Origin of the sequence: Bacteroides rodentium JCM 16496 (genome assembly GCF_000614125.1) — a bacterium.
Lineage (GTDB): Bacteria > Bacteroidota > Bacteroidia > Bacteroidales > Bacteroidaceae > Bacteroides > Bacteroides rodentium.
In genome coordinates this window covers 37,019-59,182 of the sequence record NZ_BAKJ01000030.1, presented here as the reverse complement: position 1 = coordinate 59,182, position 22,164 = coordinate 37,019, and the positions used below count along the sequence as shown (strand labels likewise).

At 48.7% G+C, this 22,164-nt stretch carries 10 protein-coding genes and 9 pseudogenes; 10 read left to right on the top strand and 9 right to left on the bottom strand.

What is annotated here, in order from left to right:
• Positions 1-481 (top strand): annotated as a pseudogene (locus JCM16496_RS21970) (transposase); the annotation flags it as partial.
• A 272-nt stretch (positions 482-753) separates the two neighbouring features.
• Here the strand turns inward: JCM16496_RS21970 and JCM16496_RS13750 are convergent.
• From JCM16496_RS13750 to JCM16496_RS13740, 3 genes are read right to left on the bottom strand one after another with little or no spacing between them, the layout of a single operon-like run.
• Positions 754-1,389: a DUF1848 family protein gene (locus JCM16496_RS13750; protein WP_025834991.1), complete on the bottom strand. Its 636-nt coding sequence runs from the start codon at positions 1,387-1,389 to the stop codon at positions 754-756.
• Positions 1,386-2,300, bottom strand: a complete 915-nt coding sequence (locus tag JCM16496_RS13745; RefSeq protein WP_025834988.1) for a DMT family transporter — start codon at positions 2,298-2,300, stop codon at positions 1,386-1,388. Before JCM16496_RS13745 ends, JCM16496_RS13750 begins: the two co-directional genes overlap by 4 nt.
• Positions 2,301-2,309: 9 nt before the next feature.
• Entirely contained in the window at positions 2,310-2,936 is a 627-nt protein-coding gene (locus JCM16496_RS13740) for a nitroreductase family protein (RefSeq protein ID WP_025834986.1), read from the bottom strand.
• 130 nt (positions 2,937-3,066) lie between these two features.
• Here JCM16496_RS13740 and JCM16496_RS13735 point away from each other — a divergent pair, with 130 nt between their 5' ends.
• Entirely contained in the window at positions 3,067-3,933 is an 867-nt protein-coding gene (locus JCM16496_RS13735; protein ID WP_025834984.1) for an AraC family transcriptional regulator, read from the top strand.
• Between the two features lie 355 nt (positions 3,934-4,288).
• Here JCM16496_RS13735 and JCM16496_RS23925 read toward each other — a convergent pair.
• Positions 4,289-4,672: pseudogene (locus JCM16496_RS23925) on the bottom strand (DUF1016 N-terminal domain-containing protein); the annotation flags it as partial.
• A gap of 429 nt (positions 4,673-5,101) precedes the next feature.
• Between JCM16496_RS23925 and purH the strand changes: the two are divergent.
• The 6 genes and pseudogenes from purH (at position 5,102) to rodA (ending at position 12,571) form a co-directional block, all read left to right on the top strand.
• Positions 5,102-6,624: pseudogene (gene purH, locus JCM16496_RS13715) on the top strand (bifunctional phosphoribosylaminoimidazolecarboxamide formyltransferase/IMP cyclohydrolase).
• Positions 6,625-6,748: 124 nt separating this feature from the next.
• Positions 6,749-7,770: pseudogene (locus JCM16496_RS13710) on the top strand (rod shape-determining protein).
• Positions 7,770-8,614 (top strand): annotated as a pseudogene (gene mreC / locus JCM16496_RS13705) (rod shape-determining protein MreC). The pseudogenes JCM16496_RS13710 and mreC overlap by 1 nt, the downstream one beginning before the upstream one ends.
• Before the next feature lie 24 nt (positions 8,615-8,638).
• Positions 8,639-9,142 carry a rod shape-determining protein MreD gene (gene mreD / locus JCM16496_RS13700; protein WP_025834979.1) on the top strand — a complete coding sequence of 168 codons (504 nt, stop codon included), beginning with the start codon at positions 8,639-8,641 and terminating at the stop codon, positions 9,140-9,142.
• 19 nt (positions 9,143-9,161) lie between these two features.
• The gene (gene mrdA / locus JCM16496_RS13695) at positions 9,162-11,030 is read left to right on the top strand and encodes a penicillin-binding protein 2 (protein WP_025834977.1); all 1,869 of its coding nucleotides are present in this window, start codon (positions 9,162-9,164) and stop codon (positions 11,028-11,030) included.
• Between the two features lie 84 nt (positions 11,031-11,114).
• Positions 11,115-12,571: pseudogene (rodA, locus tag JCM16496_RS24965) on the top strand (rod shape-determining protein RodA).
• Positions 12,572-12,889: 318 nt separating this feature from the next.
• Here rodA and JCM16496_RS13685 read toward each other — a convergent pair.
• From JCM16496_RS13685 to JCM16496_RS13665, 5 genes and pseudogenes are all read right to left on the bottom strand, one after another.
• Positions 12,890-13,375 (bottom strand): gliding motility lipoprotein GldH, encoded by a 486-nt coding sequence (locus JCM16496_RS13685; RefSeq protein WP_025834975.1) that lies wholly within the window; start codon positions 13,373-13,375, stop codon positions 12,890-12,892.
• On the bottom strand, positions 13,353-14,729 hold the full coding sequence (locus tag JCM16496_RS13680; protein ID WP_025834973.1) for a regulatory iron-sulfur-containing complex subunit RicT: 1,377 nt from the start codon (positions 14,727-14,729) through the stop codon (positions 13,353-13,355). Before JCM16496_RS13680 ends, JCM16496_RS13685 begins: the two co-directional genes overlap by 23 nt.
• Positions 14,730-14,802: 73 nt before the next feature.
• On the bottom strand, positions 14,803-15,930 hold the full coding sequence (gene holB, locus JCM16496_RS13675) for a DNA polymerase III subunit delta' (protein WP_025834972.1): 1,128 nt from the start codon (positions 15,928-15,930) through the stop codon (positions 14,803-14,805).
• Between the two features lie 79 nt (positions 15,931-16,009).
• Positions 16,010-16,962, bottom strand: a pseudogene (metF, locus tag JCM16496_RS13670) (methylenetetrahydrofolate reductase [NAD(P)H]).
• A gap of 91 nt (positions 16,963-17,053) precedes the next feature.
• Positions 17,054-18,981, bottom strand: a pseudogene (locus JCM16496_RS13665) (fimbrillin family protein).
• A 344-nt stretch (positions 18,982-19,325) separates the two neighbouring features.
• Between JCM16496_RS13665 and metA the strand changes: the two are divergent.
• Together metA and JCM16496_RS13655 are read left to right on the top strand one after the other, a co-directional pair.
• Positions 19,326-20,243: a homoserine O-acetyltransferase MetA gene (gene metA, locus JCM16496_RS13660; protein WP_025834971.1), complete on the top strand. Its 918-nt coding sequence runs from the start codon at positions 19,326-19,328 to the stop codon at positions 20,241-20,243.
• Positions 20,244-20,261: 18 nt separating this feature from the next.
• Positions 20,262-22,126, top strand: a pseudogene (locus tag JCM16496_RS13655) (peptidase U32 family protein).
• The last annotated feature ends 38 nt before the right edge of the window (positions 22,127-22,164 follow it).

Here is a 22,164-nt window from a genome sequence, read left to right as displayed (position 1 = left end):
TTGGAAAAATATCGTAAAAGTTTTCATGCGAGTGAACTTGGCAGCCTTCATTCCGTGTTTCCGTTCGAGAGCATAGCCAAAGAGATAAGCCTTTCACAATCCCGCTTGGGTCGCAGGAACAGTTTCAGTCCTTCCGCAAAGATAGCCCTCATGGTACTGAAGGCCTACACGGGATTCTCTGACAGGCTGCTGGTAGAACATCTTAACGGAAACATACACTATCAGTTGTTCTGTGGTATCATGATAGACCCGTCTTGCTCTATAACCAACATGTTATGAAAGTCATATGCGTTTCCCTACGGACATGAAGCTCCTTTGGGAAAGCATCGAATGGCTCTACCGGCATATCTGCCAGCATTGTAGAGAGCTTGGTATAAGACGTCCCCGTAACAAATATACGGATGTTGCGGCATCCTATCTGTCCAAACAGCATTATTCACTATCGAAACTCAAAGCACGGAACAGGAAAACAGAAATCCTGTGGATTTTCTTTGGAATACATACGGCAAACGCCATATTGATGATTGATAAAATCAAAAACAGACAGAAGAAAGCTGCATAGCATAAGTATAAAGAATCTATTAGAAGAAGTCTCAGGCCTCTTCCGGAACATCGTGCCCAAAAGGAGAAGATTTTAGGTCAGAGAGAAAAAATAGATCATAAAAATGGCATATGAGATGATATTAGCAAGTCATCTTCATATGCCATCTTACTGTTTAAAGACATTTACTGAATGTTCCATGATAGACACGCTCAAAAGAGCAGCTGAACCCGACGATGAGATTTGTGGCACGGACGCCTACCGTCGCTGGCTGAAAAGCGTACAGGGGTAGCCCTCACTGAAAAAATACCATTCAAATTTTCTTTTTTGGGGGTCAGCGGAATCAGTTCCGGCATATTGTATTCGAGCCTCTTGTACATTTCCACGAAACTGAATACACAGAAGTTCACATACAGTGCAAGGCGTGAAGCCATGTAATCGAACATTCTCAGATGGTAATCCACTGTGTATTTCAAGGTCAGCAGTACTGGGTCGTAACGCCATGCAACGCATTTGCTTCCGACTTTTGCAGAGAGTTCGACAAGCGTGTCGATACTCTGGTCGATGTCCGGTACGTTCGGTTCCACGTCTTTGCCGTATGCCGTGATAGTGTAGTGACAGAATACATTGAAACGGTCGGTAATCCGATGAAGTTCCGACAGAATCGGGCGGTAGTTTTTAGAGCAGAACACCACGCAATCCACTACTGACGGGGCGAGCGTATATTTTGTAATATGATTCAGGAACAGTGGGTTACGTGAATAGACAAAGCCTTCCTCGAATCGGTTCAACAGCCAATCGCTGTAATAATTGACGGTGTCGGTCCGTCCTCCTGTATTTATAATCATGTCTTGTGTAATATTAAATTTTTCATCTCTTCCTTTTTCTTACTCTTCGTCACCAAGTAAACACCGGCAAATACCAAAGCCGCCGACAACAGTTTTTGTATCGAGAGGGTGTCCTGCCCGACAGCAATGGCTATTACGGAAGCAACAATGGGCTGCACATAATTGTACATGCTGACCGTAGTGGGACGGATGTGTTTCAATGCCATCGGGATAAGCATGAATGCGACGAACGTGGCTCCGAACAGCAGATAAAAGAGCGCGCACATTTGCGTCATGTCGAAAGTTTCCCGATGGAATATGGGGACGTGCTGCACGTGCGGGAGACAAAACGGTGCGAGTACTATTGTGGAGAACAGAAACATCCATTTCATCATCGTCACGGACGAGTAGCGTCGAGACAAAGGTTTAGACAAGACCAGATAAACGGAATACATCAACTGGTTCAGTAACATCAGTGTATCTCCCCAAAGACTGTTGGTTCCGTCAGCGGTATGTGCGGTGCTGAACACGAGCAAAATTCCTCCGCTTACGCCAAGAAATACGCCAAATGACTTTTTTGCCGTAATAGGCTCTTTGAGGACGACGGCAGCCAGCAATAATACGAAAATAGGCACTGCGGTAGCGATAATGGAGGCATCGACAGGCGAAGAACTTTTCAACCCTACGACAAACAGCCATTGGTTGATGCCCACGCCGCACAAGGCGCAGATGAAAAGTGTTCTCAAATCTTTCGGCAGAACTTTTTCTTTCGGCATGAAGAGGGACACGAACCAAAACATCATGCAGGCGAAAATCGCCCGCATGATGGTAATTGCTTCCGGAGGTACATCTGAAGTCAGCAGGTATTTGAATACCGGCATACTGACGCCGAACAGGATATTCGCCGACAATATCAGAATATGTCCTTTCATGTTGCCGGGTTACCAGAGATTCTTATGTATCCGCTCCTCGATGTCGATTTCTTTTTGTTTGGGCAGAAAGGCGTTTTCCGCAGGATAGCCCATCGTCAGCAGGCAAGTGAACTCGTAGTCTTCCGGAGCACCGACAATCTTCTTGATTTTTTCCACTTCGTCGGCAACGGGAATGTGGAACACGGTTCCCAAGCCTTCGGCAGTGGCGGCGAGCAGCATATTTTCCAGTGCGCACCATGCCGAAGCAAAGTAGTTGAGCGAACTTTGTTCCGTAGGTTTGAGCAATGGCCACGTCTGTTGGCGGAAGAACGGGATAATCAGCAGACCGCTCTGCATCAGCATACGCTGTTGCTTGGGCAGGGCATCGGCAAACATATCCATCTTATCCTTGTCGCCCGATTCATCCACTTCATGTACCAGATTCTTGAAGGCAGCCATATTTTTGGCGAGCGGGGCGATTACTTTGGCGATGTTTTCGCGTCCACGCACCACAATGAATTCAAGCTGGCGCAGGTGATCGTTCGTTGGGGCCTTGAATGCTGCGCCGATCACTCTTTTAAGGATTTCATCGCTCACTTCACGGTCGGAGTAGTCGCGGTAAGTGCGACGTTTTTCCAGTACTTCGTATAATTTCATAACAATACATTTTTAAGTTACATTTCTTGTTTCCGGTTGCAAAGTTACGTCGCTTTGTTGTTCTGAATTTGTTTTATCGTTTCATATAATTGTTGTAGATTTGCAGTCGCGTAAATTAAAGCAATTATTTATGGAAGATACAGCCATACCATACGAACTGCCCGAAACGGAGAATCATTCGTTTTTCTTCATTGACCAACGGGTGAAGCCGAGCCTTGAAGCCAAGCTCCACCGGCACGATGCGTGGGAATTATATTATGTCGTTCATGGACAGGGTAACCGAATGGCTGGCGACACATTACAACCTTTTACGGCAGGCGATGTGGCGTTGATTCCGCCGTCTATGCTTCATCGCTGGGAATACGCAGCCAACAGTGTGGACGAGGACGGTTGTGTCCGTTATCTGATGGTGGCTTTCGGCCATTCTTTGGTGGAGCGGTGCATGGAAGTATTTCCCGAATTGCGGAACAGACTGGCGGGCGTGATGTTTCCTACCGACGCATTGAAATTCGGTTCGGAAAGCGCGCGGATTATCCGTAAGTCATTGTCCGAAATAAACGGTATGGACGAATTGGGACGTTTAAGTGCGATGTTTCGTTTGCTTCCTGTTATTTTCACCTCGTCCGACCATATATTTGCAGGGAAACCGATGCGCATCGAGAAGGACGTTCGGCGTATGCAGCAGATTTGCGCATACGTGATGAAACACTACGTTCATTCCATCACATTGGACGACATTGCGGAGGAGGTGGGGATGAACCGTTCGGCGTTTTGCTCCTATTTCAAAAAGCACAAAATGATGACCTTTTCACAGTTCGTCACGCAATACCGTCTGAACACAGCTTGCGAGTTGTTGAAGCACTCGCAAAAAGGAGTGTCGGAGATTTGCTATATGGTTGGTTTTAACGACCTGCCTCATTTCGTGCGGGTGTTCACGGCAGCAATGGGGCTGTCGCCGAGCAAGTATCGGAAACAATTTCAAGTGACGAATACTTGAATGCTTTTTGAGGAAAAGTAGGCCTTTGTAGATATTATTCTTATTATTATATGGTACTATTTTGTTATTCAAATAATATATAATTGCAATATAAACTTAACGAAGTATTAATCTTATAATTCCACATGGAATTTATCTACTCTATCTTCTGATGATACGGATTTTCATGATTTATTCATCTATCATAGCACTTTTATGAGAATAAATCAACGGTTATTATCCACAAAAAAAACCGTTTAAACTACCCCTTCCCAAAGATAGGTTGTGCTATGTTTCTGTTGGCAAATTCACGAAAAATGCCGTTATTTATAGCGTGTTCAGTAAGGAACGGTTCTGGTGGGCGAACCTTTTGAACTTGCAGATAGCGTGTCGTCCAATGATTGGTAATGCTTTGTACCATATACCAATAGCGTGCGCAAATGTCCTTGACTTGTTTTATCAAAATAAGATTGTGCGTCCAATCCAGATGCTTTATAGGCAAGGTGAAATTATATTCGTCTAATTGCGAAATCAGTGATTTCGTAATTGGAGCAGTACCCTCTTTTACCATTGTAAGTTCTTGATTATATTCATTGAAGAACTGCACTATATATTGCATATTACGCACGGTAACCCCTTTTATATCGGCGTAACCGTTCTTCAAATCCACTGCCAACCGTTGCAGGGTTTTCTTGCCCCAACCGTCAGCATTCTGGCTTTGCTGCAACATTTCGCCCACGTCTCAATACATCCGAAGCATCTCTTCGTTGGCGGCGTAAATCGCCCGTTACCGGGCAATCTGCACCCTCTGCTTGATTTTGCGCAGCAATGCCGCATATCCCCGAAAATTATCCGTCAAGTTACCAGCTACTTGTATGTTCGTATCTTTAGCCATGTTTCTCTTTAATTTATTTGCAACGTTACTCATTTTATTTGATTGTGCTTCAAAATATTACGATTATTTGAGCATACCTCTACATGGGTTATCTTCTTATCGAAATCCCCTTCCTGTGCCGATTTCTCACTAACTTCAGAAAAAGGAATATGAATGTGGAGATAATTTTGAAAGAAGTGCATTTCTTTCTATAAGAAATATAATAATTCTTCTTTCATATAGGTATGTACTAACAAAATTTGTACCTTTGCAGCTCAATTTAAAATATACGCGTACCTTTTAAATAAGCAAATCATGTCTGAAACAAAAAGAATCAAAACAGCTCTGGTATCTGTTTACCATAAGGAAGGTTTGGACGAAATCATTACCAAACTGCATGAAGAAGGTGTAGAATTCCTCTCAACCGGTGGAACCCGTCAGTTTATAGAATCCCTGGGTTATCCCTGCAAGGCAGTGGAAGACCTCACTACATACCCTTCTATCCTGGGCGGACGCGTGAAGACTTTGCATCCGAAGGTGTTTGGAGGTATCCTTTGCCGCCGCGGATTGGAGCAAGACATGCAACAGATTGAGAAATATGAAATCCCTGAAATAGACCTCGTCATCGTTGACCTCTATCCGTTTGAGGCTACCGTTGCCAGTGGTGCCGAAGAACCTGCCATCATCGAAAAGATTGACATAGGCGGTATCTCCCTGATTCGTGCCGCAGCCAAGAACTACAACGACGTGGTTATTATCGCTTCACAAGCACAATATCAACCGTTCCGCGACATGCTGATGGAACATGGTGCCACTACTACCATCGAAGAACGCCGTTGGTTTGCCAAAGAGGCGTTCGGAGTGTCTTCACACTATGATTCTGCCATCTTCAACTATTTCGATGGCGAGGAAGGTTCCGCTTTCCGCCAGTCTGCCAACAACCAGAAGACTTTACGCTATGGCGAGAATCCGCACCAGAAAGGTTATTTCTATGGTAACCTCGATGCTATGTTCGACCAGATTCACGGTAAGGAAATCTCTTATAACAACCTGCTCGACATCAATGCTGCCGTTGACTTGATTGACGAATTCAAGGATACGACTTTCGCTATCCTGAAACATAACAATGCTTGTGGACTGGCTTCACGTCCCACTGTGCTCGAAGCATGGAACGATGCGCTTGCCGGTGACCCGGTATCCGCTTTTGGTGGTGTGCTCATCACCAATGCTGTGATTGACAAGCTGCTGCCGAAGAAATCAATAAAATTTTCTTTGAGGTGATTATCGCTCCCGATTATGATGTGGATGCGTTGGAAATCCTCGGTCAGAAGAAGAACCGTATTATCCTGGTTCGCAAGCCGGCAGCTCTGCCTAAGAAGCAGTTCCGTTCTTTGCTGAATGGCGTATTGGTTCAGGACCGCGACCTTAAGGTGGAAACTCCTGAAGAATTGAAGACTGTAACTACGAAGGCTCCCACGGCACAGGAAATTGAGGACATGCTCTTTGCAAACAAGATTGTGAAGAACAGCAAGTCGAATGCCATTGTGTTGGCAAAAGGAAAGCAGTTGTTGGCAAGCGGTGTAGGCCAGACCAGCCGTGTGGATGCTTTGAAGCAGGCCATCGAGAAAGCCAAGAACTTCGGTTTCGACTTGAAGGGCGCTGTAATGGCAAGTGACGCATTCTTCCCCTTCCCCGACTGCGTGGAAATTGCCGGCAACGAAGGCGTAACAGCCGTCATCCAGCCGGGTGGAAGCATCAAGGATGAACTCTCGTTTGAATATTGCAACGAGCATGGCATTGCCATGGTAACTACCGGGTTCCGTCACTTTAAACACTAAGGTCATTTACTATTTGACGATTTACTATTTACTATTTGCCGGGAGGCGTCATTGTAGGTGGGGGTCGTCAGATAGCAGATCTGCCAAATAGTAAATAATAAATCATTTAATAGTAAATCAATAGATGGGATTATTCTCTTTTACACAAGAAATAGCGATGGACCTTGGCACTGCCAATACCATCATCACCACGAATGGCAAGATTGTGGTGGATGAGCCTTCGGTGGTGGCTTTGGATCGTCGTACCGACAAGATGATTGCCGTGGGTGACAAGGCAAAGATGATGCACGAAAAGACCCACGAAAACATACGTACCATCCGTCCGTTGCGCGACGGTGTGATTGCCGACTTCTATGCCTGCGAGCAGATGATACGCGGACTTATCAAGATGGTGAACAACCGTAACCGTCTTTTCTCTCCGTCACTCCGCATGGTGATTGGTGTCCCTTCGGGCAGTACCGAAGTGGAGCTGCGTGCCGTGCGCGACTCTGCCGAGCATGCCGGCGGGCGCGACGTCTACCTGATTTTCGAACCGATGGCTGCTGCCATCGGTATCGGTATCGATGTGGAGGCTCCCGAAGGCAACATGATTGTTGACATAGGCGGTGGCTCTACGGAAATTGCCGTTATCTCTTTGGGAGGTATCGTAAGCAACAACTCCATCCGTATTGCCGGTGACGACCTGACTGCCGATATCCAGGAATACATGAGCCGCCAGCACAACGTGAAGGTGAGCGAGCGTATGGCCGAGCGCATCAAGATTAATGTGGGTGCTGCCTTGACGGAACTCGGTGAGGATGCTCCCGAAGACTATATCGTTCATGGTCCGAACCGCATCACGGCATTGCCCATGGAAGTGCCGGTATGCTATCAGGAAGTGGCGCATTGCCTGGAGAAGTCTATCTCTAAGATTGAGACAGCATCTTGAGCGCATTGGAAAATACGCCTCCCGAGTTGTATGCCGACATCGTTCACAACGGTATCTACCTTGCCGGTGGCGGTGCATTGCTTCGTGGACTGGATAAGCGTCTGACTGATAAAATAAACATACCGTTCCACATTGCGGAAGACCCCTTGCATGCCGTTGCCAAAGGTACGGGCGTGGCATTGAAGAACGTTGACCGCTTCTCATTCCTGATGCGGTAATGCGGAACCTGTTAAACTTTCTCATTAAATATAATTACTGGTTCCTCTTTCTTCTGTTAGAGGTGACCAGTTTTGTTTTATTGTTTCGCTTCAATCATTACCAGCAGAGTGTGTATTTCACCTCTGCCAATGGCGTGGCGGGGAAGGTTTATGAAATATCGGGTGGCATCACTTCCTATTTCCACTTGAAGACGGTCAACGAAGACTTGCTCGACCGCAACATGTGGCTGGAGCAACGGCTTTCGTTTCTGGAAAATGTCTTGAAGGAGAAAGGATTGGATTCCGCCAGGCTGTACAGCATGGAACGGCTTGCCCCTACGGAGTACCGGATATTCAAGGCGAATGTCATAAAGAACAGCTTGAACAAGGCTGACAATTATATCACCCTGGACCGTGGAACAACAGAAGGTATCCGTCCTGAGATGGGAGTTGTAGATGCCAATGGCGTGGTGGGTATTGTGTATAAGACCTCTCCCCATTACTCGTTGGTCATTCCGTTGCTGAACAGCAAGTCGAGCATCAGCTGTAAGATTGTGGGCAGTGATTATTTCGGTTATTTGAAGTGGGAGGGAGGTAATTCCCGTTTTGCCTATCTGAAGGATTTGCCCCGCATGCCGAATTCAATTTGGGAGATACGGTAGTGACCAGCGGCTATTCCACCGTGTTTCCAGAAGGTGTCATGGTGGGGACGGTGGATGACATGTCCGACTCGCACGACGGGCTTTCGTATCTGTTGAAGATAAAGCTGGCTACGGACTTTGGAAAGGTGAGCAATGTGCGCGTCATTTCCCGCAACGGGCAGGATGAACAAAAGGCATTGGAGTCGAGGGCGGACGAGAAGTAACTTATAACTTATAACTCATTAGCGTTGTTAATTAATTATCTGCATAAAATAGGATGGTTCATAGGCTTGGTACTGTTGCAGGTGCTGATATTGAACAATGTGCATATTGCAGGATATGCTACTCCATTTCTGTATATCTACTTGATACTGAAGTTTGAGTCGGACACTCCCCGCAATGCATTGATGTTGTGGGCATTCTTTTTAGGGCTGGCTGTCGATGTCTTTTCCGACACACCGGGGATGAACGCTGCCGCTACGGTGTTGCTGGCTTTCTTGCGCCCCGTTTTCCTGCGGCTGTTCGTTCCTCGTGACACGCTGGATACGCTGGTTCCGGCCATCCGTACAATGGGGATTCTTCCTTTCCTGAAATATCTGGTTGTGAGTGTGCTGATACATCACGGCTTGTTGCTTACCCTCGAATTCTTCTCTTTTGCCCATATCGGTACGCTGTTGTTGAGAATTGCGGCAAGTACCCTGCTTACTGTGACCTGCATTATGGCTGTTGAGGGAATAAGAAAGAAAGGATAAAGGGATTAAGGATTAGGAATTGATGAAAGACTATACACTGGAAAAGCGGAAATATGTAATTGGAGCGGCGGCTATTGTCATCGTTCTTATTTACGTGTTCCGGCTGTTCGACCTGCAAATCATGACTGATGACTACAAGAAGAACGCGGACAGCAACGCCTTTCTGAACAAGATACAATATCCGTCACGGGGGGCTATCTACGACCGTAACGGTAAGTTGCTCGTGTTTAACCAGCCTGCATACGACATTACGTTTGTGCCTCGGGAGGTGACGCAGCTGGATACACTCGACCTTTGCAGCGCCTTGAACATTACCCGTGAACAGTTTGACAAACGGATGAAGGACGTCAAGAACCGCTGGATGAACCCCGGTTATTCCAAATACACCCATCAAGTGTTTATGACGCAGCTTTCTGCCGAAGAGTGCGGCGTGTTTCAAGAGAAGCTGTTCAAATTTCCAGGTTTCTATATTCAGCGGCGTACTATCCGCCAATATACCTATAACTCTGCCGGCCATTTGCTGGGAGACATCGGCGAAGTGTCCAAGAAAGACATTGAGAACGATGACTATTATATCCGCGGAGACTATATAGGCAAGCAAGGCATCGAGAAATCCTATGAAAAGTATCTGCGTGGAGAGAAGGGGGTGGAGATTCTGCTTCGTGACGCTCACGGGCGTATCCAGGGACACTACATGGACGGACAGTTGGACCGTTCCTCCGTACCCGGCAAGAATCTGACGTTGGGCATCGACATTGACCTTCAGATGTTGGGAGAACGGCTGCTTCAACACAAAATCGGTGCCATTGTGGCCATCGAACCGGCTACGGGTGAGATACTATGCATGGTTTCCTCGCCTACCTTTGACCCTCATCTGATGATAGGACGCCAGCGGGGAAAGAACCACCGCCTGTTGCAGATGGACAAGCGGAAGCCTTTGTTGAACCGTGCCATCATGGGAGCTTATCCACCGGGCTCCACCTTCAAGACGGCGCAGGCGCTGACCTTTCTTCAGGAAGAGATTATCCACGAAGATTATCCGGCTTTCCCTTGTGCGCATGGTTTCAATCATAAAGGCCTTCATGTGGGATGTCACGGACATGGTTCGCCTCTGTCGCTGATTCCTGCCATCGCTACCTCTTGTAATTCCTATTTCTGTTGGGGATTGTACCGCATGTTCGGCGATAAAAAATACGGTTCGCCGCAGAATGCCATTACCGTATGGAAAGACCACATGGTGTCGCAGGGCTTCGGCTATCGGCTCGGTACCGACCTCCCCGGCGAACAGCGTGGACTGATACCGAATGCCAAGTTCTACGACAAGCCCTATCGGGGTTCGTGGAACGGTCTGACGGTGATTAGTATCTCCATCGGGCAGGGGGAGATTCTCGCCACCCCGTTGCAGATAGCCAATCTGGGTGCCACCATTGCCAACCGGGGGCATTTCATAACTCCGCACATCGTGAAGGAGATAGAAGACAATGAACTGGACAGCATCTATCGCAATCCCCGTTATCCCACCATCGACCGCGAATATTATGAAATGGTGGTGAAAGGCATGCGTGCCGCCGTAGACGGAAGTACGGGTAGCGCCACTTGCCGCATGGCGGGAGCCATCCTGCCGGGTGTGGAGGTCTGCGGAAAGACGGGCACGGCACAGAACCGTGGCAAGGACCATTCCGTCTTTATGGGCTTTGCCCCGATGGACAACCCTAAGATAGCCATTGCCGTCTATGTGGAGAACGGTGGTTTCGGTGCCACGTATGGCGTGCCCATCGGCTCCATAATGATGGACCAGTACCTGCATGGAAAGCTGTCGCCCGAGAATGAGATACGGGCGGAAGAATTCAGTAACCGGGTGATACTTTACGGAGATGAGGAGAGATGAGGATTGAGGATTAGGGATTGAGGATTAGGGATGAACGGTGAATGACTTCAATAGTAAATAGTAAATCGTAAAATCGTAAATAAATTGGTGACAAGGAGAGATAGCATATGGAAATCATTGGACTGGGTGACGATTGTCGTTTACCTGCTGCTGATTGTATTCGGCTGGTTCAGTGTCTGTGGGGCGAGTTATGATTATGGTGACCGTGACTTTCTGGACTTCTCTACGCGTGCCGGCAAGCAGTTTGTCTGGATTATATGTTCCTTCGGGCTGGGGTTTGTGCTGCTGATGCTGGACGATTCCCTCTATGACATGTTCTCCTACCTTATATATATAGGGCTGATGCTGCTGCTGATTGTCACGATATTCATTGCGCCCGACACGAAAGGGTCGCGGTCGTGGCTCATCCTGGGGCCGGTCAGTTTGCAGCCGGCGGAGTTTGCCAAGTTTGCCACGGCGCTGGCGCTTGCCAAGTATATGAGCGCCTACTCGTTTACGATGAAGAACTGGAAAAGCTCCCTTATGCTGGCTTTCCTGATTCTCTTCCCCATGTTGCTGATTATCCTGCAGCGGGAGACGGGTTCGGCATTGGTGTACTCTGCATTTTTCCTGATGCTTTATCGGGAGGGAATGCCGGGCGTGGTACTGTTCTCGGGTATATGTGCAGTGGTCTACTTTGTGGTGGGCATCCGTTTTGATGCGGTGATGATTGCCGATACGCCGACGCCTATCGGAGAATTTGCCGTGTTGCTGATGGTACTGCTTTTTGCCGGAGGCATGGTGTGGGTTTATAAAAAGCGCTGGGAGCCCACGCGGAATATTATCGGCGGTTCGCTGGGAGTGCTGCTCGTGGCTTATCTGATTTCGGAATACGTGATACCCTTCAACTTGGTGTGGGTGCAGTGGGGGCTTTGTGCACTTGTTGTCGGGTATCTTGTCTTTCTTTCTTTAAGCGAGCGCATTTATCTTATTTTCTGATTGGGCTGTTTGCTTTGGGCTCGATAGGTTTCCTCTACTCCAGCGACTACTTCTTCAATAAAGTGCTGGAACCCCATCAGCAGATACGTATCAAGGTGGTGCTCGGTATGGAGGAGGACCTTGCCGGTGCCGGCTATAACGTGAACCAGTCGAAGATAGCCATCGGTTCCGGGGGGCTGACCGGCAAAGGTTTCCTGAACGGTACGCAGACAAAGCTGAAGTATGTGCCGGAGCAGGATACGGACTTCATTTTTTGCACCGTGGGCGAGGAGGAAGGATTCGTAGGGTCTACGGCTGTACTGTTACTGTTCCTTATTCTTATTTTACGGCTGATTGCCGTGGCCGAGCGGCAGCAATCCCCCTTTGGCCGGGTGTATGGTTACTCTGTGCTTAGTATATTCTTGTTCCATCTATTCATCAATATAGGTATGGTGCTGGGACTGACCCCCGTTATCGGTATCCCGTTGCCTTTCTTCAGTTACGGAGGTTCCTCGCTCTGGGGATTCACAATCCTGCTGTTTATCTTCCTGCGGATTGATGCGGGACGTAATCGCCGAATTTAGTTGTGACCGTTTCCTTGTGGGGCATGCGAATAAGCTTGATTATCATTATATTGTATTTACACATTGTTTACATCGTAATGTAAAGGCCGTTACACCGCATTGTAACGTCCTTTACGCTGTATTGTAACGTCCTTTACACTATATGGTAACGCCCTTTACATGCTGGTGTAACGGTCGTTACATCCTGGTGTAAAAGACGTAACGCTATGAGGTAAGAGGGCAAGTTATGATACCCCGTGTCCGTTTCCGCTTCAAGGAGACGTGAGTGGAGACTGAGATGGTTGTTGGAAGAAGGTGATAAAGAACAATAGGGAGTTCCTATTTCTTCAGTTTGATGCCGATGTCGTTGATTCCTTGCAGCCTTTCGTCCGGTAGCGTATAGGCCACTTTAAAGAGGTAGGTGCCGGGTTTGCCGATTCGGACACTTCCTGCGGAGACGGCAGTCTGATAGAGACCTCCCCAGCCGTCACCTTTCCAGATTCCTTCTTTGTCCGCCAGGATTAGCTGTATGGTGTCTGCGGGTGACGGGATGGAATCTGCGGTGGTGTAGCAGATGGATAGAGGTAGATTCTGATAGGGGTAGTTGCTTCGGTTACGAACTTCCAGAGACAGTTTGTAGTAAGTCAGTGAGTCGGTGACCTTCACGTCGAAAGAGAGCGTGTCTTCGCGCAGCCAGCCTTCGGTGGGAAGGGATTGGAAGGAATGGTATACAGTCTGTTTGTCGCAAGCGCTCAGCAGGCTTGCGACAAACAGTAGTATGATACCTTTCAGGCAGAGATTCCTATTCTTGGGCCGGTTTGTCATTTTGGGCAGGTCTTTCACCTTGAGGTTTGGGCTTATTGTTACGGGGCGGACGACGGTTGTTATTGTTCCGTTGTTGACGTTCGCCTTGTGGCTGTTCACCTTGTTTGGGTGCTTGCCGGTCTTGTTTTGGTCTCGGTTGCCGGTCTTGCCTGGATTGTTCTCTCTGGTTGTTGGATTGGGGAGCACCTTGCTGCTCACCTCCTTGCGGACGACCGTTTCCACTCTTTTTCTTTCTCTTGTTACGGCTGTTGTTGCTGTTCTCGCCACCGTTGCCGTCACCGCCACTCTTGCCTTTCCGGCTGCGGTCAAAGCGTGTGAGGCTCTCTTGTTCCAGCAAGTCCACCGGCTTTTTGGGCTCGGAGCGATGGGTTTCTTCTATCAGGCTGTCGGGCTTGATGCCACGTTTGTTCAAACCGATAATCTCGAAGGCGCGTCTGCCGCTGATGGTCACCAGGTTGGCAGGGATGTTCTTGTCGCTCGAGTAGGTGATCTGGTTGCTCAGAATGTCGGCTTTGAAGAAGAAGAACTCGCCGTCTTTGGTTTCCAGGGTAATCTCGCGCGAGGGCAGGCGCTTCTGTGCTTCCACGTAGCAGTCTACTTCGTAGTTGAGGCAGCACTTCAGCTTGGCACATTGTCCGGCAAGCTTCTGCGGGTTCAGTGATATGTCCTGGAAGCGTGCAGCGCTGGTAGATACCGACACGAAGGAGGTCATCCAGGTGGCGCAGCACAGTTCGCGTCCGCAGGGACCGATGCCGCCGATGCGTCCGGCTTCCTGGCGGGCACCAATCTGTTTCATCTCGATGCGCACGCGGAAAGCGTCGGCAAGGACCTTGATGAGCTGGCGGAAGTCCACCCGCTCGTCGGCGATGTAGTAGAAGATGGCTTTGTTGCCGTCTCCCTGGTATTCCACGTCGCCAATCTTCATGTTGAGGTTGAGGTCCAGGGCAATCTGGCGCGAGCGTATCATGGTGGCGTGCTCGCGGGCTTTTGCCTCGTTGTACTTCTCCATATCTACGGGCTTCGCCTTGCGGTAGATGCGCTTGATGTCTGCCTCGGACTTGATATTGGCTTTCTTCATTTGCAGCGGCACGAGGCGTCCGGTCAGGGTCACCACGCCGATGTCGTGTCCGGGGGTGGCTTCTACGGCTACGATGTCGCCTTTCTCCAGGGGTATCTTGTTGCTGTTGCGGAAATATCCCTTGCGGGTGTTCTTGAACTGAACTTCCACCAGCTCGCTCTCATCGGCATTGCCCGGTATGTCGGCCAGCCAGTCGTAGGTGTTCAGTTGCTTGTCCTGCCTGCCGCAACTCTTGCAGCACAGGCCTCCGCTTCCGTTATGTAGTTTAAATTCCATCATCTGTTTATTTACGATTTGACTATTTACTATTTACGATTTGATACTTTGCATTTCATTATCTTGCCACTTTTCATTGTTTCAATAAAACAATCATTTTGAGGGAGAAGTCAAAGAACACCATGCGGGCGTTTACGTTCTGCTCGATGTGGCGCTGCGCTTCACTCAGTTCGTCCATGATGCCCACAACGTTACGTTCGTTGACAAAGGGGGCGAAGCGGGTGGCGAAGTTCTGTTCGGGCAGCGTCATGTAGTTCATCTCCTTGCGGTGCAGGTTGTAGATGAAGTTCTCGCGGGTCATGCGCTGGCAGTAGTCCAGGAAGTTCTTCTGCCGTTCGCGTCCCATGGCGGCAAGCTGCTCGCTCCATTGTTTCATTTCCCGTATCTTGCGCTGGTAGGAGAGTCGCATCAGGCTGACAAAGAGGTTGAAGAACAGTTCGTTCTCTTCGTTCAGATGGATGGTCTCCAATGCTTTGATGAAGTCTCCGTTTGCCAAGTGGGCTATTGTCTCGCTGTCGCGGGGCTGCACTCCGTACTTCTGCTGCAGGGCTTCGGCTATGTCGGCTTCTTCAATCTTGGGGATGTTGAAGCGTTGCGTGCGGCTAAGGATGGTGGGTAGTATCATTTCCGGAGCTTCGGAGATGAGGAGGAATATCGTTTTCTCGGGCGGCTCTTCCAGCAACTTCAGCAGCTTGTTGGCACAGACTTCGTGCATCTTTTCGGGCAGCCATACGATGGTGACTTTGTAACCTCCTTCGCTGGATTTCAGACTGAGCTTGCGGGTTATCTCGTCGCTCTCTTTGGCATAAATGATGGCTTGTCCGTTTTCGGCATCCATCTCGTTCAGCCAGTGGTTCAGTCCGAAGTAGGGGCTGTTCAGCAGCAGGTGCCGCCAGTTGGCGATATAGTCGTTGCAGACTTCCTTTTTCCCCTTGGCGCTCTTGACGATGGGGTACACGAAGTGTACGTCCGGGTGCACCAGCTTATTCCATTTCACGCAGGAGGGGCAAGTGCCGCAGGCATCGGTTTCCGTCCGGTGGGGACAGCAGATGTAGCGGGCATAGGCAAGTGCCAAAGGGAGTTTTCCTACTCCGGCAGGGCCGCAGAAGAGTTGTGCGTGGGGGATACGTCCTTCCTGCACTTCTTGTATCAGCCTTTGCTTGGCAGGCTCTTGTCCTATTATGTCCTTGAAACTGAACACGGGGTAATGGGTTATGAGTTATAAGTTATGAGTTATTGCTTGTGATACTACTAATTGTCAACTGTCAATTATCAATTGTTCAGTATATTTGTTTGGCTACTTCCTTGATACTGTCCGTGGCTCCTACCGAGTAGAAGTGCAGGCTGGGGACGCGTGGGCTATCAGCTCTTTGCATTGCTGCACGCACCATTCGATGCCTACTTGCTGGGCTTCTGCGTCGGTGTTGCACTTCAAGACTTCTTGGGTCAGTCCCTCGGGCAAGTCGACTTTGAAAGTCTTGGGTATCATGCTGAGTTGTGACAGCTTCTTGAAGGGCTTGATGCCCGGGATAATCGGGATGGTGACACCGGCTTGGCGGGCACGTTCCACGAAGTCGAAATACTTCCGGTTGTCGTAGAAGAGCTGGGTCACGGCATACTCTGCACCCATCTCCATCTTCTTCCTCAGCCAGTAGATGTCTGTATCCATGTTGGGGGCTTCCTCGTGTTTCTCCGGATAGCAGGCTACGCCGTACGAGAAGGGGGTGTTGGTGACTTTCATCTCGGAGCCGTCCACAAAAATGCCTTTATTGAAGTTGTTGATTTGCTCTTGCAGTTCGACGGCGTGGTGGTAACCGTTGCCTACGGGGATAAACGAGGATTCGTGCTTTGCCTTGTCACCGCGAAGCACCAGCAGGTCGGTGATGCCGAGGAATTGCAGGTCGAGCAGCACGTACTCCGTCTCTTCGCGGGTGAAGCCGCTGCAAAGGATGTGCGGCACCATGGTGATGTTGTACTTGTTCTGGATGGCAGCAGCTACGGCTACGGTGCCGGGGCGGCGGCGCAGGCGGTTTCGTTGGAACAATCCGTTGCCGAGGTCTTTGTACACGTACTCGCTGCGGTGCGTGGTGATGTTGATGTATTTGGGGTCGAATTCCCGTAACGTATCTATGGTCTGATACAGCTTTTCGATGCCCGTACCTTTCAGTGGTGGCAATATTTCAAAGGAAAAAGCTGTTTTTTCGTTACTGTTTATCAGGTCGATTACTCTCATTTCTCTTTCGTTATCTTTGTCCGATTGGCAAAAATCTTGCACATTGGGAACAAAAATACGAAAAAGAAATGAGAAATGCCGAAATTACCGGCTATTCTTTTATGCAGCGGATGGAAAGGGCTTTATAATAGTCTTTGTACCCTGTTGGCGATTTACTGTCAGCGACAAGGGCTTTGCTGTAAACAAATTCGTTGCTTTCGCCTAAAAAATAAATGGTGTTTTCCGAAAGGGTATTGTTGGTGTCGTCCCAACTCCAGAAAGCTGTCATTTTATGTGGGCTGTTGTGCTCGCTGTTGAACCACATCCCTACCGGGAAAGCGTTGAACCGGGTATTGTTGTTGATGGGAAGCACCTCTCCCGATACCATGGCTTGCCATTCTCCGGCTTTCAGCAGGGATGCGTCGTTTCCGATGTAGCTTTTTAGTTGTTGCCAGTCTGCATTCGATGGGATTTTCCAGCCTTCGGGTGCTAATTCTCCTCCAGTATGGCTTCTCCGTTGTAAAAATAAATGTCGTATTTGGCCGGTTTGTAATATCCGGCTTTGTCTTTACCTAAATCGGTCTGTTTGGTTAAGGCCGTCCCGTCACGATAGGTTGTGGCGCTCAACTCTTTTCCCATCCAGTATTGTGTACCTATCTTCGTGATAGGGTATTCGGCAGTGGTTCCTTTCCTGATGTCCAGCAAGGTGTGGCAGGCTATGTTCACTTTGATGGCGTTCGCCGGTTTTGTCAACTGGAGTTGGTGGGCATCGTCGATGTAGAACTTGTCTATGTTGGTGGCATTCCCTTCTGTAAAGGTAAATCCGTAGTCATCCGCATTCCAGCTTATACTGCCACCGCAAATGGAGTCGTTGTTGTCAGCAAGTTGTAGGATAATCCCGTTTCTCAAGTCTGTTTTTTCTTTCTCGCCTATGGGGTAAACTGTGATGGCTCTGGAAGTGAGCGAACCGGATTTGAGATATTCCCGGCAGACTTCGGCAACAGGTATCCCTTCGTGGTAAATCCGATAAACGTTTGAGAGGGAAAAGGACAGCGCTGAGATGTGTATGGCGTTATAATCTTCCAGGTTGTCGGTCCTGATAGTGTCTATACTGTTCCAATCGCTTATTTCGCCGGCAAGGCAGTTTAGAGTGTTACTGTTGCTTTGCATGGTTGATATGTCAATAGGGCACTGTGTGCTGCTGCTCATTGACATATCGGGTATTGCACAACTGTATATACGACCGTTCCATTCCATGACGAAGGATTGCCCTTCACCGTTTATGGTTTGAGGAATGATGATAAACTCTTTTCCGGTCAACTTATTGTCCTTGATGTTCCATTCTCCGGAAGCTATAATGTCTTTTGTCTCTCCAAGATTGCTGAATGTGCCGTCTTCCAAGTCATAGTCGGCAGATGTTTTGAGTCCGGTTACAATGATTCTCGGGTTGTCTTTCTTCAGTTTGTCTATCGGGGTCTTTTGGTCCGGTGTCAGGGTGACTGCCAACTTGGAGAGCTTATGCTGATATTTCAGTGTAACTGATTTCTCGCTACTGGTAATCCCTTGGTTTCTGGCAACCAGGAAATCGCTTAGTGAGCGGTTCCTTGCAGCACTTTGGTCTGGCTGTACGGACACGGGGATGACGGATGTTCCTGTTGCTATTCCGTCTGCCCGATAAGGGTGGTAGCTGATGAAGTTCAGGGCTATATCCCCTTCAGGGTAGAATACGGTTTTCTTGGGTACAAGTGTGGAGTTTTCAGCATATTCCAATGCCAGGTTGTCAATATACCGTTTCCCTTTGATAGAATTGGAGGCGGTAGTGGCAAACAGCCCCATTTGGTCTCCTTTCTCAAATGCGGTATTGGTGGCTTTGGTTGTTGCTTTCTCCATTTTGATGGAGAAGAGGATGGGGATGTCGCTCTCTTGGACTTCGGTCTCGGCATCCTCCTCGATTTGGTTGACACAGGCTGTATCTCCTAACAAGATACAGCAGAATAGAGAGGCTGATAAAACTCCTCTTGCAAAAGTGTTCTTTTTCATTGGTATTATTTTTTATTGGGGGTTAGCAGTTTTCCGCTTTCCCAGTTATGCTCCATGAACCTTGTCTTAAAAATGTGGATTTAGCAGAGCTATAGCCGGTATAGAAAAGTCTTTTACGCTTTTGAATGCTAATTATCGGTATCACGCCTGATGCCGCAGTGCTTTTTAATCTTATTTTTTAATAACTTTTAGTAGGTTTCGGGCGCAAATGTAATTAAACGTGTTAAATGAAGAGGGATAAATCAATAAAACTTTTATAATTTATTTATCACACTCTGATTTTTTGCCTAACTTTACACGCTAAAATCGTAGACAGTAATAAGTTAAACCATAGATATAAACTCATGCCTTTAAATTTACCCGATAAACTACCCGCTATCGAGTTGCTGAAAGAGGAGAATATTTTTGTCATTGACAATTCCCGGGCAACCCAGCAGGATATCCGTCCGCTGCGTATCGTGATTCTGAACTTGATGCCGCTAAAGATTACAACGGAAACGGACCTGGTGCGTCTGCTTTCCAATACTCCGCTTCAGGTGGAAATCTCGTTCATGAAGATAAAAAGCCATACTTCCAAGAACACTCCGATAGAACACATGAAAACATTTTATACGGATTTCGACAAGATGCGCGGTGAAAAGTACGATGGCATGATTATCACCGGTGCTCCGGTAGAGCAGATGGATTTTGAGGAGGTGACTTATTGGGATGAGATTACTGAAATCTTCGACTGGGCGCGTACGCATGTCACCTCTACGCTCTACATCTGCTGGGCGGCGCAGGCAGGGCTCTATCATCATTATGGAGTGCCGAAGTATGCACTGGATAAGAAGATGTTCGGTATCTTTGAACATCGTACCTTGCAACCGTTGCATCCCATTTTCCGTGGATTTGATGATATGTTCTATGTGCCGCATAGCCGCCACACGGAAGTGCGCCGGGAAGATATACAGAAGGTTCCGGAATTGACGCTGCTTTCCGAGTCGGAGGATGCCGGTGTATATATGGCGGTGGCCCGTGGAGGGCGTGAGTTCTTCGTGACCGGCCATTCGGAATACTCTCCGTTGACGCTGGATACAGAGTATCGCCGTGACTTGAATAAGGGCCTGCCCATTGAGATACCCCGTAACTACTATGTGGACGATGACCCGGACAAAGGAGTGCTGGTGCGCTGGCGTGCCCATGCCAATCTGTTGTTCTCCAATTGGCTGAATTATTTTGTATATCAGGAGACGCCGTATAATATTAATGATATTGGATGAGTTACTCGTAACTAAACGATGATAAAGCAACGTAAAATAGAGCTGCTGGCTCCTGCCAAGAATTTGGAGTGTGGCATAGAAGCTGTGAATCATGGGGCAGATGCAGTATATATCGGTGCACCCAAGTTCGGTGCACGTGCTGCTGCTGTCAACTCTTTGGAGGATATTGCCGCTTTGGTGGAGCATGCCCATCTGTATAATGCCCGTATCTATGTGACGGTCAATACCATTCTGAAAGAAGAAGAGCTGAAAGAGACGGAGAGGATGATTTGGGAGCTGTACCGCATCGGTGTGGATGCGCTGATTGTGCAGGACATGGGGATTACACGGCTGAATTTGCCGCCCATCCCGTTGCATGGCAGTACACAGATGGATAACCGCACACCGGAGAAAGTACGTTTCCTTGCCGATGCCGGTTTCCGTCAGGTGGTGCTGGCACGCGAACTTTCTTTGCAGGAAATACGCGGTATCCATGAGGCGTGTCCCGACGTGCCGCTTGAGGTTTTTGTACATGGAGCGCTTTGTGTCAGTTATAGCGGACAGTGCTATGTCAGCCAAGCTTGCTTCGGACGGAGTGCCAACCGGGGGGAATGTGCGCAATTCTGCCGCTTGCCTTTTAGCCTGGTAGATGCCGATGGCAAGACCATTGTACGCGACAAGCATCTGCTTTCTTTGAAAGACCTCAACCAAAGCGAGGTGTTGGAAGAACTGCTGGACGCCGGAGCCACTTCCCTGAAGATAGAAGGCCGCTTGAAGGATGTGTCGTACGTGAAGAATGTGACGGCGGCTTATCGCAAAAAACTCGATACCATTTTTGCCCGTCGCAAGGAATATACCCGTGCTTCTTCGGGTACTTGCCATTTCGACTTCCAGCCGCAGCTTGACAAGAGTTTCAGCCGTGGTTTCACGCATTACTTCCTGCAAGGCAGGGGAGGGGAAATCGCTTCATTCGATACACCCAAGTCTTTGGGAGAGGAGATGGGGACTCTAAAAGAACAGCGCGGCGGATATGTTACGGTGGCAGGCGTGAAGCTTTCCACAACGGAGACGGCGTTTGCTTTCTGGACGAGCAAGGACGTTTGCAGGGTTTCCACATCAACCGGGTGGATGGTAACAAGCTCTATCCGGCAGGGGAAGTGCCCCGTATCAAACCTCGTACCCGGCTTTATCGTAACTTCGACCAGGAGTTTGAACGTATTCTTACCCGCAAATCCTCCGAGCGTAAAATCGGTGTTTGTTGGGAGTTGTCAGATACTTCTTTCGGGTTTAGCCTGACGGCTGCGGACGAGGATGATAACCGCGTGACGCTTTCTTTCCCTTATCCGAAAGAGTTGGCACGTACACCGCAGGCGGATAATCTGCGTAATCAGTTGGGCAAGTTGGGGAATACTCCTTTTGAGATAGCCGGACATTTGTCTGAAGAGGCATCGGGCATCAGGCTCAATCTTTCTGCGAACTGGTTCCTTCCTGCTTCTGTGGTGGCGGACTGGCGCCGGCAGGTGATAGATAAGCTGATTGCGGCTCGGCGTGTTACTTATCGTCGTGAGCTGGCTGTCTGGAAACCGACCAGCCATGCTTTTCCTGCTACTTCGCTGACCTATCTGGGTAATGTGATGAACAGTGCTGCCCGGAGTTTTTATCAAGAGCATGGGCTGTCGTCCATAGCGCCTGCCTACGAGGCGCAAGCGGTGCCCGATGCTGTGCTTATGTTCTGCAAGCATTGCCTGCGTTTCAGTATGGGGTGGTGTCCCACACATCAGAAAGGGCATTCTCCCTATCGGGAACCCTATTATCTGGTGGGGACGGATGGCAAGCGTTTCCGCCTGGCATTCGATTGCAAGAATTGCCAGATGAAAGTCATTGCTCATGAAGAGCCGCTTTAATGAAGGACGAAGAATGAGGAATTACTAATAAAGACTTG

What these genes read in the sequence shown, in the direction of transcription:
- JCM16496_RS13750 (WP_025834991.1), bottom strand. Translation starts at nt 1,389, where the DNA reads ATGATTATAAATACAGGAGGACGGACCGACACCGTCAATTATTACAGC.
- JCM16496_RS13745 (WP_025834988.1), bottom strand. Translation starts at nt 2,300, where the DNA reads ATGAAAGGACATATTCTGATATTGTCGGCGAATATCCTGTTCGGCGTC.
- JCM16496_RS13740 (WP_025834986.1), bottom strand. Translation starts at nt 2,936, where the DNA reads ATGAAATTATACGAAGTACTGGAAAAACGTCGCACTTACCGCGACTAC.
- JCM16496_RS13735 (WP_025834984.1), top strand. Translation starts at nt 3,067, where the DNA reads ATGGAAGATACAGCCATACCATACGAACTGCCCGAAACGGAGAATCAT.
- JCM16496_RS13685 (WP_025834975.1), bottom strand. Translation starts at nt 13,375, where the DNA reads ATGACAAACCGGCCCAAGAATAGGAATCTCTGCCTGAAAGGTATCATA.
- JCM16496_RS13680 (WP_025834973.1), bottom strand. Translation starts at nt 14,729, where the DNA reads ATGGAATTTAAACTACATAACGGAAGCGGAGGCCTGTGCTGCAAGAGT.
- metA (WP_025834971.1), top strand. Translation starts at nt 19,326, where the DNA reads ATGCCTTTAAATTTACCCGATAAACTACCCGCTATCGAGTTGCTGAAA.